Consider the following 13,852-nt stretch of genomic DNA (forward strand, 5'->3'; position numbering starts at 1 on the left):
CCGGCATCCGTCAGTGCTTTTTATCCCCAATCCAGCCCTTGTGGCGAACTTGAAAATCCCGCTTCACGCAGTAGCGTAAACATCGGCGTTTGCCGGACCGGTTGGTCATTAACTTCTGTCAACGTAAAGCGTAGCCGTGGTTCTCGCCGCAACGCGGTGGTTAGCGCCAGGAAAACCTCCGGTGGTAATAATTCATCTTTTTCCTGCCAGACCAGCATTTTTTTGCCACCTTGCGCCAGATAAATCAATAATTTGCCGCCAGAAATGACCACCAGCGCGCCTGCCCGACGAGTCGGAACCAGCGTCGCCGGATGTGCAGGCCAGGGTAGTAGATTCCCCCACAAATTGGCCGGATCGTTGGCACTAAGGGCCACGGGCATATATTGTCGCGTCTGCGTGGCATGGGGCGCCAGGTCGCGCAGACGGTCAATGGTCTGGCGATCAGCAAATTGTGCACCACCCAAACCTTCAACAAATCGACCCCGCATAATTCGCCCGGAATCTTCCATACTACGGCAAAGCGTTTGCATCGACGGAAATCCGCCAGGAATATTTTCAGCAATCACCGCCTGACGGCTGATGATTCCGTAGCGGTCGAGCATATTTTCCGCCAGCGCCAGCATCCTTTCGGTATCGTTTAGTGGCTCCACCTGCAATAACGACCAGCGTCCAGCCAGCTTTGGTGTGTTGTAAGATACCGACGGCATAGCTGACGGTGCATAAACCGGACGTCCACGACGAGCCCGGCTACTGCGGCGAGTGATCGGACTGCTTCGGGTGAGGGCGCGCAACGGTGCCCAAATATCACAGGTGATGACGCCTTGCCAGGCCAGTTCCCAAAGAGCCTCTTGCAGGGCTGAAGGCTCTACTGGCTCGCCGATTATCTCGCCTGTTCGTTGGCTGATTTGTTGCGCAAACCAGGCGCCCCCGTCAGTCAGAACCGCGATAATTGCCAGCTGAAGCGCTGAACGTTTCGCCTGATCCTGTTCTGCGGGAATGAACGATTCGGCGGCAAATTCCCGTAAATGCAGTGCCACCAGACCGTCATCCTCACCGAGCTTTTTTTGCCCCGACCAGATAACCGTACCGGTTGCCAGCAGTTCATCGAGCATTTCTGGCGAGTAATCGCGTACGCGGGCGGGCAGGATCTGGCTTTCCCACAGTGAGGCGGGTAAACCGACACCAGCAAGCTGTTCGATAACTCGCATGACGCCATCCACGCCTTCATAAACGCCTGGCGATGTTGAGGCAAAGAGCGCCGGGCTACCATCGGTGGCGGGGAGCACGCCCTGATGTTCCAGCAGCAATCGTGCATAGGCAATGGCGGGTACCGGACGCGTAGCTTCTCTGGCAGCCTGCAGGGAACGTAAACGCAAACGACGAAAAACTTCATCGCTCACCCAGATGTCTTGTTGCAAATTCATCACCAGCCCCTGTTCGCGCAATTGATGAAGTTGCTCTTCGACAATGGCAATACCGAGGCTAAACTCATGAGCCAGTTGTTCAGCCGTGACCAGAGCATGAGCCCGGAGATAGCGCAGAAAGAGATCGCGAAGCGGGTAATTGACACGGTGCAAGTAAATATCAGGCAGCGAGTCCGGCAGTTGCACTCCGAGAGCATCGCGTAATTTGGCCGCATCGTCCATACAGGCCAGATGCTCCTGAGCTGCCATGATCACCGGGAAGATTCTTTTTTCCGCCAGAAGATTTTCTACATATGTCTCAATCTCTTCTCGACTGCCTGTATGCCGTTGCGCCAGATCCTCAACGGTCATTGGCCCCAGTTCGCGCAACAGGTCGAAAAGACCTTCTTCACCTTTCGCTTTTCTGCCAGGGGCCAGTCGCTGTAACTCTTCTTCCACCTGACGAATGACCTGCGGGTCGAGTAACTCACCAGGATCAACCTGACCGAGTAGATTGCGCAACAATTCGCTGTCCAGAGACAGCACTGAAGCTCGCCGTTCTGCCAGCGGGGCGTCGCTCTGATACATAAATTCCGCCACATAACCGAACAATAAACTGGCGGCGAAAGGCGAGGGCGTAGCGGTCGTTACATCGGATATTTGAATTTCGCCACCGTTCAGGCGACGCATCAAACGTTCCAGCGCGGGAAGGTCATACACATCCTGCAGGCATTCACGCAGAGTTTCGAGAATGACAGGAAAATCCGGATATCCCTGGGCGATTTCCAGTAACTGGCTGGCACGCAGCCGTTGTTGCCAGAGCGGGGTGCGATGGCCCGGTGTTCGGCCAGGCATTAATAATGCCCGCGCGGCGCATTCGCGAAAACGGGCTGCGAAAAGCGCTGAGCTGCCCACCGCCTCGCGGACAATTTGCAGCAACTTTTCCGGTTCAAACAAAAATATCGCGGCGTCAGGCAATTTGCCGTCGGTATCTGGAATGCGGGCGACAATACCGTCATCGCTGGCGACTACCGAGGCATCAGCGCCCCATAGCGCATGCAGTCGTCCGGCAATCGCCAGCGCCCACGGTTCATGCACTCGTCTTCCATAGGGAGAGTGTAAAATAATGCGCCAGTCGCCAATTTCATCACGGCAGCGTTCGAGAACCAGGTGGCGGCTTCCAGGGACAACGCCCGTAGCGTTACGCTGTTCGTCAATCAGCCCCTGAATATTGGCGAGTGTATTTTCTTCTGCCAGCCACGGCGGGATATTTCCGGAAAAGAACGCTCCATCCGCCAGCAAATGGAGATAATCGCCGATCATTTCCCCCAATTCAGCGGGGCGTCCATTACCTTCGCCACGCCAGAAGGGAAGTCGGGCAGAGCGACCTGGTGCAGGTGTCACAATGACCTGATCGCGGGTGATTTGTTGGATCCGCCATGAGGTAGCGCCGAGAGTGATGATGTCATTCACTCGCGATTCATACACCATCTCTTCATCCAGTTCGCCCACCCGCCGCGAACCGGACTGTTCTTCACCTTCGGGTAATAACACACTGTACATGCCACGATCCGGAATGGTGCCGCCGCTGGTGACCGCTAACAGTTGTGCACCTGGGCGCGCAGTTAATATTCTGCTTTCCCGATTCCAGACCAGCTTTGGGCGGAAAGCGGAAAAATCACCAGAAGGATAGCGCCCGGAAAGCATATCCAGCGTGGCGTCAAAAACTCGTCTTGGCAGATCTTTCCACGGTGCGGCACGGCGTACGCGGGAGTACCATTCGTCTACCTGTAATGCATCCATCGCCGCGGCGGCAACGGTTTGCTGCGCAAGGACGTCGAGTGGATTATGTGGTGGCGTCAGGTTTTCCAGCCTGCCTGCAAACATACACTCGACAATGACGGCGGAATCGACTAAATCACGCCGGGTACGGGGGAAAAACAGCCCTTTAGATACACCGCCAACCTGATGTCCGGCGCGACCAATGCGCTGTAGCCCGCTGGCGACAGAAAGCGGCGTCGCCACCTGAATCACCAGATCCACCGCGCCCATATCAATCCCCAGTTCGAGACTGGAAGTCGCGACCACACAGCGCAATTCGCCTGATTTCAGTGCTTGTTCGGTTAACGCCCGTTGTTCTTTAGAGACGGAACCGTGGTGCGAGCGGGCAATGAAAACGTCGCTACTTTGTACGTGGTTAGAGGTTGCGCCGGAGGTAGACTCGAAATGAGTGGCGTCTATGGCGATGGCCGGGGAGCGCTGTAAGCGTGCGGCGTAAAGCTCATTCAGCCGTGCCGTCAGTTTTTCCGCCAGGCCGCGAGAATTGGTGAAGACGATGGTCGAGCGATGGCGCAACACTTCATCAAGAATGCCGGTTTCAATATACGGCCAGATTGAGCCTTCTCTGCCCGCATGGCTGTCTTCCCCGGTGCCGCTGGCGACCGATGAGACATCATCCATGTTGGCGACAGGAACGACAATACGGATTTGCGGATGGCGCATTGCGGGCGGGTTGACCACCGTAACCGGGCGATCGCCCCCCAGAAATTCCGCCACATCGCTGGCTGAGCGTACAGTGGCAGAAAGGCCAATTCGCTGTGCTGAGGTGGGTAGCAGCGCATCGAGCCGCTCCAGACTTAACGCCAGATGCGCACCACGTTTACTGCCCGCTACCGCGTGGACTTCATCAATAATTACCGTTTCGACGCCGCGTAGCGTTTCGCGCGCGCGGGAGGTCAGCATCAGATAGAGTGATTCGGGCGTGGTTATCAGAATATCCGGCGGATTGCGGGTCAGTTTGCTGCGTTCCTGCGCGGGCGTATCGCCAGTCCGGATGCCCACGCGGAGGTTGACTTCCGTTTCGCCGCGCCGCCGCCGTTCCTCTGCAATGCCTTGTAACGGGATCTGCAAATTGTGCTGAACGTCGGTGCCTAAGGCTTTAATTGGTGAAATGTAGAGGATGCGTGAGGTTTTGCGTTTATGCGCCTCGCTGGCATGCTCGCCACCTTCGCGGATGAGCTGATCCAGTGCGTAGAGAAATGCTGCCAGCGTTTTCCCTGAGCCAGTCGGTGCAATCACCAGCGCATGTTCACCTCGTGCCGCCACATGCCAGGTTTGCGACTGGACAGCGGTCGGCTGTTTAAAGGCGCGAAGAAACCAGTCGCGGGTCGCCGGTGAAAACACGTCCGGCAGGGGCGATGAAGGGGTTGGATTATCTGCCATTAACGCTATTCCCCGTGAATATCATGCATGATGCGTGGAATAGCCTCACTATAGATGCCTGAATCATTGCATGTCATCAGGCATCGACTCGATTACACCTCTTCGGCGGCAGGCAGCGGCCAGCCTCCCAGACGTTTCCAGCGATTGACGATTTCACAAAACAGCACAGCAGTGCGTTCGGTGTCGTACAGCGCGGAGTGCGCCTGGGTGCTGTCGAAGTCCATACCCGCGGTCTGGCAGGCTTTTGATAATACGGTTTGTCCGAGTGCCAGCCCGGCCAGTGCCGCGGTGTCAAAAGTGGCGAAAGGGTGGAATGGGTTACGTTTCAGTGAGGCGCGTTCTGCGGCGGCCATCATAAAGCTGTGATCAAAATTGGCGTTGTGCGCCACCATAATGGCACGGTTACAGCCGCTCGCTTTAATGCCTTTACGTACAACTTTAAAAATTTCGTGCAGCGCCTCGTATTCGCTGACCGCGCCGCGATCGGGATCGTTCGGGTCAATGCCGTTGAAGGCGAGAGCCTCTGGCTGCAAATTTGCGCCGACAAATGGTTCGACGTGGAAATGTAATGTGGTGTCCGGCATCAGCCAGCCTTGTTCATCCATTTTCAGGGTGATGGCGGCAATCTCAAGCAGCGCATCGGTTTTGGCGTTAAATCCGGCTGTTTCAACATCGATCACAACAGGATAAAAACCACGAAAACGGTCGCACAGACCGGTAAGTTGAGCGTTATCGGACATCTGATTCTCTTAATACGGATAAATTGCAGCGCGCATTATGACAAATATTAGTTGTCGATGCAGTAAAGATGCGGGCGCGATGAGTTCGCGCCCGGCAGGAGATTAGTTGCCCAGACCGCGACCGGCGTCTTTCTCTTCGATTAATTCAATTTTGTAACCGTCCGGATCTTCCACAAACGCGATAACCGTAGTACCGCCTTTTACCGGACCCGCTTCACGGGTCACGTTACCCCCGTTTTGACGGATTTTTTCGCACGCTTCAGCGGCGTTATCAACGCTAAGCGCGATATGACCATAAGCAGTGCCGAGTTCGTATTTATCCACGCCCCAGTTGTAGGTCAGTTCAATTACCGCTTCTTCGGTTTCCGGGCCGTAGCCAACAAACGCCAGTGAGTATTTGTATTCCGGGTTTTCGCTGGTGCGCAGCAGTTTCATGCCCAGCACTTTGGTATAAAAATCGATGGAGCGTTGCAGATCGCCAACGCGCAGCATGGTATGAAGAAGACGCATCTTTATATCCTCAAAATGGCTAACAGATTCAAAATGTTGTTTTAGTATAGCGGCGGCTTTACGCCGCTCGCAATGTTGGATTACAGCGTCGGGTAATCGGTATAGCCTTCCGCACCGCCACCATAGAAACTTTCAGCACGTTGTGGGTTAAGCTCGGCTTTGCGCTGCAAGCGGGCGACCAGATCCGGGTTCGCAATCCAGTCACGCCCAAATGCCACCGCATCAATTAGCCCTTTACCGATCAGCATTTCTGCTTTTTCTACCGTGTATGCACCTGCGCCGATAATCGGACCGTGGAAACGGGCGCGTACTTTTTCGCGAAACGCCTCGGTATACGGTTTGCCGCCTGCCCAGTCTGGTTCTGACATATGCAGATAAGCAATGCCGCGTTTACCCAGTTGTTCAATCAGATACAGCGCATCGGCTTCTTCATTCGGGCCGTTATCCGTATTCTGGAACGTACCGATTGGCGAAACGCGAATGCCAATGCGATCGGCTCCCCATTCTTCAATCCCGGCATCGACCACTTCCAGCACCAGACGTGCGCGATTTTCCACGCTGCCGCCGTACTGATCGGTACGATGGTTTGAAGAAGGGGAAAGGAACTGATGCAGCAAATAACCGTGAGCAGAGTGGAGCTCCACCAGATCAAACCCGGCTTCACGCGCGTTAGCAATGGCCTGACGGAAATCGTTGACGATACCCGGAATCTCTTCCAGTTCAAGCGCACGCGGCATGGATGTTTCAACACGGATCGCCTGACCATTTTCATCGCGCAGAGAAGTACGTGTTCCCGCGCTAAGTGCTGAAGGCGCTACCGGTGCCTGACCGCCAGGTTGCAGGCTGGCGTGAGAAATGCGTCCGGTGTGCCACAGCTGTACGGCCATATGACCATTTTCAGCATGAACGCCAGCGGTGATTTTTTTCCATGCGGCAATTTGCTCCGGGCTATGGATGCCAGGCGCGCCTGCATATCCTTTTGCCTGAGCAGAAATTTGCGTGGCTTCGCTAATAATCAAACCAGCACTGGCACGTTGGCGATAGTATTCCGCCATCAACGGAGTAGGGATGTCACCCGGTTCAATACTGCGCAGACGCGTTAGTGGTGCCATAAAAATACGGTTTGCCGCCGTGATCGCGCCCACTTTCAGTGGGGAATACAGTTTTTCAGATGACATAAAGGCTCCTGGTCGTCTGGTGATAAAAAAGCCTACTAAACGGCAGGCGTCGCAATAATGGTTTTTACATGTGCTAGCGCGTTTTCCAGTGGCGCGGAATTGCGCGAAATTTTGGCCTGCAGATTCGCACCCAGCCATAGTGCGTAAAGCACTTGCGCCTGTTGCAGCGGTTCGCCAAAAAAGGTTAAACAATGGCTATCACGGCCATTTTCCAGCGCCTGCGAGAGCAGGGCGATCACGCCGCTAGCGCCTTTATCCATCGCGCAGCGCATATCCTCTGACAGATCGCACACTTCGGCAGAGAGTTTTACTGTCAGGCAACCACTGATGGTTCCGTGTTGGCAAAACTGGTTCAGCGTCTGCTGGTAATAAGCCAGAATGCGGTCGCGGTAATTACCTTCGCCGGATTGCAGCAACTCCGTTAGTCGCTGGTGATATGCTGCGTAATGACGCTCAAGCATGGCAACGCCAAACGCTTCTTTAGAGCGAAAGTAGTGATAGAAGGATCCTTTCGGCACTTCAGCGGTCTTCAGTAATTCGCTTAATCCCATCCCGGTGAATCCACGTTGCAGGCAAAGTTGCTCGCCCGTCGCCAGGAGATGTTCGCGAGTATCATGTTCGGTGTGTTTGTTCATGCGTTGGAGTGTAGTAGACCAGTCGGTCTAGTGCAAGCAAAGTTGCTACTTTGGGCATTAACAGCTTCAATAATGGTAATAATCTTATCTGAGGAGGGCGAGGTGGCGGAGCAATTAGAGTTCTTTCCCGTCCAGAGCCCGTGCCGGGGAATTTGCCAGTCTGACGAACGCGGATTTTGTCGCGGCTGTTTTCGAAGCCGGGATGAACGTTTTAACTGGAATAATATGAGCGATGGCGAAAAACAAGAGGTGCTGCGCCTTTGTCGGCAGCGGCTGATGCGCAAATTACGCGCGAATAAACCAACGTCATCAGATGAACCGGAGCAACCATCACTCTTTTGAGCATAATCTTGCGTATACTCCTCTCATATCAGATAAGAGGAAGCGATTATGGTTCAGCGTATTACTATTGCGCCGCAAGGCCCGGAGTTTTCCCGTTTTGTGATGGGCTACTGGCGACTAATGGACTGGAATATGTCTGCCCGTCAGTTGGTTAGCTTTATTGAGGAGCATCTGGATCTCGGTATTACCACCGTGGACCATGCTGATATATATGGCGGCTATCAGTGCGAAGCGGCGTTTGGCGAGGCGCTGAAGCTGGCGCCGCATCTGCGTGAACGGATGGAAATCGTCAGTAAATGTGGCATCGCGACGACTGCTCGTGAAGAAAATGTCATTGGTCATTACATCACTGACCGCGACCATATTATTAAAAGCGCCGAACAGTCGCTGATTAATCTCGCGACCGATCATCTGGATTTGCTGTTAATCCACCGTCCCGACCCGTTGATGGATGCCGATGAAGTGGCGGATGCGTTTAAACATCTGCATCAGAGCGGCAAAGTGCGCCATTTTGGCGTATCCAACTTCACGCCTGCGCAATTTGCCCTGTTGCAATCACGCCTGCCGTTTACTCTTGCGACCAATCAGGTGGAAATATCCCCGGTGCATCAGCCGTTGCTGCTGGATGGTACGCTCGATCAGCTACAACAACTGCGTATTCGTCCAATGGCGTGGTCGTGCCTTGGTGGTGGGCGTCTGTTCAATGATGATTATTTCCAGCCGCTGCGGGATGAACTTGCTGTGATAGCCCAGGAATTAAACGCCGCCACGATTGAGCAGGTTGTTTATGCCTGGATATTACGTCTGCCGTCGCAACCGTTGCCGATCATTGGCTCTGGTAAAATTGAGCGCGTACGGGCTGCTGTAGAGGCAGAAGCCCTGAAAATGACGCGTCAGCAGTGGTTCCGTATCCGTAAAGCTGCATTAGGTTACGACGTACCGTAAGCACTTTTAGGATTAGCCGCCGTTCAAATATGTGTCACTGGTTTACACTTAACGGGTATGCACAATGAACGGAGGTCCTATGAAGCGTTTTAGTCTGGCTATCCTGGCGCTGGTTGTTGCGACCGGCGCACAAGCCGCCAGTGAAAAAGTCGAGATGAACCTCGTTACGTCGCAAGGGGTTGGGCAGTCAATAGGTAGCGTAACTATTACTGAAACCGATAAAGGTCTGGAGTTTTCACCCGATCTGAAAGCATTACCCCCCGGTGAACATGGCTTCCATATTCATGCTAAAGGAAGCTGCCAGCCAGCCACCAAAGATGGCAAAGCCAGCGCCGCGGAATCTGCAGGCGGGCATCTTGATCCACAAAAAACCAACAAGCATGAAGGGCCGGAAGGTGCGGGACATTTAGGCGATCTGCCTGCGCTGGTGGTCAATAATGACGGCAAGGCGACCGATGCCGTTATTGCGCCTCGTCTGAAATCACTCGATGAAATCAAAGACAAGGCGCTGATGATCCACGTTGGCGGCGATAATATGTCCGATCAGCCTAAACCGCTGGGCGGTGGCGGTGAACGCTATGCCTGTGGTGTTATTAAGTAGTTAAGAGGCCAGCGTACCTTGCGGCGGTGCTTGCTCAAGTTGCGAAAGCGAGCAGTATAGTCGCCAGACAATCGCTGCCAGCTCACGGGCAGCAGGCTGATGATGCCGGGCAAGGCTGTCGCAAATCCGCTGTAATTCTTCAAGTGTGGCTGCCAGCGATTTTTGCTGAACGCCACGCTCACTCATCACTCCCCGCAACAGCGAAATACAGTTATCCCGCACTTGTGATAACGGATCAGAACGTGACTCCCACTCGCGTAATTGCCAGACAACATGCGAACAGTTCAGTAGCACCACCCCCCAACGTAATAACCAGCGGCGCGCCAGCGCATCCTGGCTGTTGCTCAACTGACTGACGTGATGATAAGTGAGAGATTCAAATTCGTTCTCGCTGTGTATCGGACGACGGCTGAGTTGATCGACAAAATCCCGGCGCAGGGCGCGAATATGGCGACGGCTTTTGCGGGCATCCGACCCAGGTCGCAGAATGGCAAACGCTAACCACGCCAACGCCACGCCAACGATTTTCGCCAGATTATCATTGAGAAAATCGGCAAAATCATACACCGGCGGGTTGGTGACGGCGATAAACGAGCCCATAAAAACAATCAGTTGCCCCCATAATGCAGCTTGTTTTGGCAATTGTATTTTGAGTAGCTGCATCGTTGCCAGCAGGGGGAAAAGAAACAGCAAAAATTGCCACAGCTCGCTAATTTGGACCATCAGGCCAAATTTAACCACAAAGCTAAAGAACGACAGCAATACCAGTGTGCGCATCAGTAGCGTCAATGACTTAAACGGCGCTGCAACGGCGGAATAAAGGACGCAGCTAATCGCAGCCAGGGTTAAGGCATTGGCTCCGGCATCCCATTGCGAGGCAATACTCCACGCCCCAATCAACATCAACGTACAAAATGTCCGCAGCCCGCTCCACATGGCTTCTGCATTATCGGTATGACGTGCCAGCCCGGACGCGCGAGGGAGTCTGGTTTGATCATCTACGCCGCTTTGCAGATGATGTAATTCCTGACTACTTTGCAGATAAAGGCGGCAAAAATAACGTAGTCGCTGCCAGAAGGCGACGTGCCGGTAGTCAGCTGAGTTCGTCGGGCGTAGCGGGGCAATAATGCGTGCGACGGTGTAAAAATCCGTTTGCCCGCTGGCGAGGGCCGTTAGCAACTGTTCAAGAATTTCCCGTATAGCACCAGGGGGTGATGGCCAGTTGAGCAACATACGCCGCAAGCTCGAAATGACGCTGGTCATGCGTAACTGCTGGTGGAGTAACGCATTGAGGCGCGCGTTTTGCTGGCGGAAGCGATAGTGGCTCCAGAAAGCCTGGATACGCAGCAAATTCATGGTCATTATTTGCCCAATCACCCCTTCATGTGCGGTACGAATGGCATCGGTTGTTTCAGGCTGCCAGAGTAAACTGGCATGTTCCAGTAAACGGGCGTGCATGTTTTTCAATGCGGTTAAAAGGGCAGTGGCATCGGAAGTGCTCGGCAGAATCATCATCATCATCCCACCGCAGAGAATACCGACGATCACTTCGCAAACGCGCGCCTGGGCGATGTCCCACAACTGGCTTGCTTCAGTGATATTGACCATCGGGAAGGCGATAATCGCAGCTGTGTAACCCGCCAGTTGAAACGCATAGGCCACGTTATTCGTGAAATGCGCGCAGGCCCAGGTACAAAAACCAAGCCATGCCGACATGCTCAACAGGAAGAACCACGGTTCGTTAAGAGTATGCCCGGCAAGGATTAGCGCCGCGATAGCCCCCAGCAAACTGCCAGCGATGCGCCCCAGGCTTTTGCTGATAACACCGCCAACTGTCGGAAAGCTCACTACCGCGGCTGACGTCATCGCCCAATAGGGCTCGTCCAGATTTAAATAATAAGCAACAGTCAGCGCCAGACACATGGCAAGGGTATTGCGCAACGCATAGCGCCATTGTGCCAGCGTGGCCTTAAACCAGGGCAGATTGCGCAGAGACCATGACCAGGCGTTCATTACTGACCTACTGCGATACTACAGGTTGTGCCGGATACCAGCGTGACATCGCTGGGAACATTATCAAGGGCAAAGCGAACCGGGACGCGTTGGGCGAGGCGAACCCAGGGAACGTTAGGTTTAACGTCTGGAATCAGGCTGGAATCGTTTTCCACACTCTGATCATAAATTGCCCGACCGATACTGGAGACGTGACCCTGTAACGTTTTGTTGTCGCTATAGAGCGTAATGTGTGCTGGCGCACCGTCGCGGATATGCCGCAATTTGGTTTCTTCAAAATAACCAATGACGTAAAACGAGTGACTGTCCACGAGGGCAAACAGCGGTTTTCCTGTGTCAGCGTAGTCGCCGATGCGGGTAGTGAGGTTGGTGACCCATCCGCTGACCGGGGCGCGAATTTCCGTTTGTGCCAATTGCCATTGTGCTTGTTTCAGCGTTGCTTGTGCGGCATCGACACTGGCCTGCATCGCTTTAACATTGAGGTTTGCCGTATCCAGTTCTTCAGCAGAGATAAAATTTTGCGAGAGATGACGGCGGCGGTTGGCCTCATTATTGGCTCTGGCAAGATCAGATTGCGCTTTCGCCAGTTGGGCCTGGGCATTCAGTTCTGCAATCTGGAAGGGTGTTTTATCGATAGTGAACAGAATATCGCCAGCGTTAACCAACTGGTTGTCTTTTATATTCATCGCAACAATACGTCCGGACACTTGTGGGGTGATAGCGACCTGTTCCGCGCGTATTTTGCCATCCCGCGTCCACGGTGACTGCATGTAATAGTTCCAGAGCCACCATCCGGCGAGAACGGCAACTACTGCTACAATTATTGTTGAGAAATACTTAATGGTTTTAATTGACATAGTTACCACGCAATCAATATTGCCAGGGCGGAGCATACGCAGATCGCAAACAGCGACAAATCCATTAACAAGGGATGCCAGATGTCGCCCGCGTAGAGCCAGTCGCGAAGCAGGCGGTGCAGGACAAGCCAGACGACGAATCCAAGCGCGAAGGCTTTGAAAAACGGAGGAAAGTAGACGGATGCACCGAACACCAGATCTTGTAGGGGCAATCCTGTTGCACTATGCATAAACTTCACAAAATAGATTCCTTTGAGGCTGAGTTTATTGCTTTAGATTAATAAATATTGTTTATGTGAGAGAAAATTACTCGCTATTTCTGAAAAGCATGTCTGACGGTAAGCAAATGCAGCAATCCATTTGTTTTAGCAATACAATTGCTGCACACTATTCTAAAAGCCGTATAATATCTTAGCAAGCTAATTATAAGGAGATGAAATTGGAATCGCCACTAGGTTCTGATCTGGCACGGTTGGTGCGCATATGGCGTGCTCTGATAGACCATCGCCTGAAACCCCTGGAGTTAACGCAAACCCATTGGGTGACGTTGCATAATATACATCAGTTACCTCCAGACCAGTCGCAAATTCAACTGGCAAAAGCGATCGGCATTGAGCAGCCATCACTGGTTCGTACGTTGGACCAACTGGAAGAAAAAGGGTTAATTTCGCGTCAAACTTGTCCCAGCGATCGGCGGGCCAAACGTATTAAACTGACGGAAAAGGCGGAGCCGCTGATTAGCGAAATGGAAGCTGTTATTAACAAGACCCGGGCGGAAATTTTGGATGGGATTTCAGCAGAGGAACTGGAACAACTGATTAGGCTCATTGCAAAACTTGAGCATAATATTACTGAGTTACAGGCCAAAGGGTGAAATAAAGGGGGCGTGTGGCCAGTTAGCTGACCACACGTCAACTTGTTTAGCGCGGGGAAACCGTCACCTGGCTGCCGTTGCTGGCCAGAACCACACGTTGTCCCGGAGAGAAATGGGTATTGCCCTGTTTCTGTACCACCATGATGGTGTTGCCATCATCTTTACGAATTTCCAGCTCCACACCCTGTGTTTTGTTCATTGCGCTCTGTACGCCCTGACCGGCTACACCACCCGCGACGGCACCTGCTGCGGTAGCCAAAGAGCGTCCAGTACCGCCACCAACGGTATTACCAAGAAAACCACCGAGAACCGCACCGCCAATTGCGCCGATGACGTTGGAATCATCACCGCCCTGAATCTGTACCTGCCGTACGTTCACGATTGTGCCGTAGCTGACATTCTGCACTTGCTTCGCTTCAGAGGCAGTATAAACATCGCCAGATAGGGTATCGTTGTTAACACAACCAACAAGAGAAAGACCTACCATTGATACAACCAGTACGCGTTTAATCATTGAAAAATCTCCTGATTA

At 53.3% G+C, this 13,852-nt stretch carries 13 protein-coding genes; 4 read left to right on the forward strand and 9 right to left on the reverse strand.

Going from position 1 to position 13,852, the window contains the following annotated elements; all coding sequences use genetic code 11:
- Positions 1-20: 20 nt before the first annotated feature.
- The 5 genes from FEK42_RS04140 to nemR form a co-directional block, all read right to left on the reverse strand.
- Positions 21-4,625: an ATP-dependent helicase gene (locus FEK42_RS04140; RefSeq protein ID WP_138211745.1), complete on the reverse strand. Its 4,605-nt coding sequence runs from the start codon at positions 4,623-4,625 to the stop codon at positions 21-23.
- A gap of 92 nt (positions 4,626-4,717) precedes the next feature.
- Positions 4,718-5,365, reverse strand: a complete 648-nt coding sequence (rnt, locus tag FEK42_RS04145; RefSeq protein ID WP_001282281.1) for a ribonuclease T — start codon at positions 5,363-5,365, stop codon at positions 4,718-4,720.
- Positions 5,366-5,467: 102 nt separating this feature from the next.
- The gene (gene gloA / locus FEK42_RS04150; RefSeq protein ID WP_001237796.1) at positions 5,468-5,875 is read right to left on the reverse strand and encodes a lactoylglutathione lyase; all 408 of its coding nucleotides are present in this window, start codon (positions 5,873-5,875) and stop codon (positions 5,468-5,470) included.
- An 80-nt stretch (positions 5,876-5,955) separates the two neighbouring features.
- Entirely contained in the window at positions 5,956-7,053 is a 1,098-nt protein-coding gene (nemA, locus tag FEK42_RS04155) for an N-ethylmaleimide reductase (protein ID WP_130218977.1), read from the reverse strand.
- A gap of 35 nt (positions 7,054-7,088) precedes the next feature.
- Positions 7,089-7,688, reverse strand: a complete 600-nt coding sequence (gene nemR, locus FEK42_RS04160; protein WP_135409983.1) for a DNA-binding transcriptional regulator NemR — start codon at positions 7,686-7,688, stop codon at positions 7,089-7,091.
- Between the two features lie 102 nt (positions 7,689-7,790).
- Here nemR and FEK42_RS04165 point away from each other — a divergent pair, with 102 nt between their 5' ends.
- The 3 genes from FEK42_RS04165 (at position 7,791) to sodC (ending at position 9,576) form a co-directional block, all read left to right on the forward strand.
- A complete protein-coding gene (locus FEK42_RS04165; protein ID WP_024258169.1) occupies positions 7,791-8,030 on the forward strand; it encodes a DUF1289 domain-containing protein in 240 nt (79 codons plus the stop codon).
- Between the two features lie 48 nt (positions 8,031-8,078).
- Positions 8,079-8,975 carry an aldo/keto reductase family oxidoreductase gene (locus FEK42_RS04170; RefSeq protein WP_130208186.1) on the forward strand — a complete coding sequence of 299 codons (897 nt, stop codon included), beginning with the start codon at positions 8,079-8,081 and terminating at the stop codon, positions 8,973-8,975.
- Between the two features lie 79 nt (positions 8,976-9,054).
- On the forward strand, positions 9,055-9,576 hold the full coding sequence (gene sodC, locus FEK42_RS04175) for a superoxide dismutase [Cu-Zn] SodC (protein ID WP_135405856.1): 522 nt from the start codon (positions 9,055-9,057) through the stop codon (positions 9,574-9,576).
- Here the strand turns inward: sodC and FEK42_RS04180 are convergent, their stop codons facing one another.
- Genes FEK42_RS04180 through FEK42_RS04190 form a run of 3 tightly spaced genes read right to left on the reverse strand, consistent with a single transcriptional unit; the run spans position 9,577 to position 12,685 of the window.
- Positions 9,577-11,589, reverse strand: a complete 2,013-nt coding sequence (locus FEK42_RS04180; protein WP_138211746.1) for an FUSC family protein — start codon at positions 11,587-11,589, stop codon at positions 9,577-9,579.
- Positions 11,589-12,446 carry an HlyD family secretion protein gene (locus FEK42_RS04185; protein ID WP_130260586.1) on the reverse strand — a complete coding sequence of 286 codons (858 nt, stop codon included), beginning with the start codon at positions 12,444-12,446 and terminating at the stop codon, positions 11,589-11,591. The genes FEK42_RS04180 and FEK42_RS04185 overlap by 1 nt, the downstream gene beginning before the upstream one ends.
- Positions 12,447-12,448: 2 nt before the next feature.
- Entirely contained in the window at positions 12,449-12,685 is a 237-nt protein-coding gene (locus FEK42_RS04190) for a DUF1656 domain-containing protein (RefSeq protein WP_135491378.1), read from the reverse strand.
- A 200-nt stretch (positions 12,686-12,885) separates the two neighbouring features.
- Here FEK42_RS04190 and slyA point away from each other — a divergent pair, with 200 nt between their 5' ends.
- Positions 12,886-13,320 carry a transcriptional regulator SlyA gene (gene slyA / locus FEK42_RS04195; RefSeq protein ID WP_064530079.1) on the forward strand — a complete coding sequence of 145 codons (435 nt, stop codon included), beginning with the start codon at positions 12,886-12,888 and terminating at the stop codon, positions 13,318-13,320.
- A 46-nt stretch (positions 13,321-13,366) separates the two neighbouring features.
- Here the strand turns inward: slyA and slyB are convergent, their stop codons facing one another.
- Positions 13,367-13,834, reverse strand: a complete 468-nt coding sequence (slyB, locus tag FEK42_RS04200) for an outer membrane lipoprotein SlyB (protein ID WP_064530029.1) — start codon at positions 13,832-13,834, stop codon at positions 13,367-13,369.
- Positions 13,835-13,852: the final 18 nt, after the last annotated feature.

Source organism: Escherichia sp. E2748 (genome assembly GCF_005781125.1).
In the GTDB taxonomy this organism is placed as follows: Bacteria; Pseudomonadota; Gammaproteobacteria; order Enterobacterales; family Enterobacteriaceae; genus Escherichia.

Excerpts from the sequence above, each read along its gene's own strand:
- FEK42_RS04140 (WP_138211745.1), bottom strand. The coding sequence starts at position 4,625 with ATGGCAGATAATCCAACCCCTTCATCGCCCCTGCCGGACGTGTTTTCA.
- rnt (WP_001282281.1), bottom strand. The coding sequence starts at position 5,365 with ATGTCCGATAACGCTCAACTTACCGGTCTGTGCGACCGTTTTCGTGGT.
- gloA (WP_001237796.1), bottom strand. The coding sequence starts at position 5,875 with ATGCGTCTTCTTCATACCATGCTGCGCGTTGGCGATCTGCAACGCTCC.
- nemA (WP_130218977.1), bottom strand. The coding sequence starts at position 7,053 with ATGTCATCTGAAAAACTGTATTCCCCACTGAAAGTGGGCGCGATCACG.
- nemR (WP_135409983.1), bottom strand. The coding sequence starts at position 7,688 with ATGAACAAACACACCGAACATGATACTCGCGAACATCTCCTGGCGACG.
- FEK42_RS04170 (WP_130208186.1), top strand. The coding sequence starts at position 8,079 with ATGGTTCAGCGTATTACTATTGCGCCGCAAGGCCCGGAGTTTTCCCGT.
- sodC (WP_135405856.1), top strand. The coding sequence starts at position 9,055 with ATGAAGCGTTTTAGTCTGGCTATCCTGGCGCTGGTTGTTGCGACCGGC.
- FEK42_RS04180 (WP_138211746.1), bottom strand. The coding sequence starts at position 11,589 with ATGAACGCCTGGTCATGGTCTCTGCGCAATCTGCCCTGGTTTAAGGCC.
- FEK42_RS04185 (WP_130260586.1), bottom strand. The coding sequence starts at position 12,446 with ATGTCAATTAAAACCATTAAGTATTTCTCAACAATAATTGTAGCAGTA.
- slyB (WP_064530029.1), bottom strand. The coding sequence starts at position 13,834 with ATGATTAAACGCGTACTGGTTGTATCAATGGTAGGTCTTTCTCTTGTT.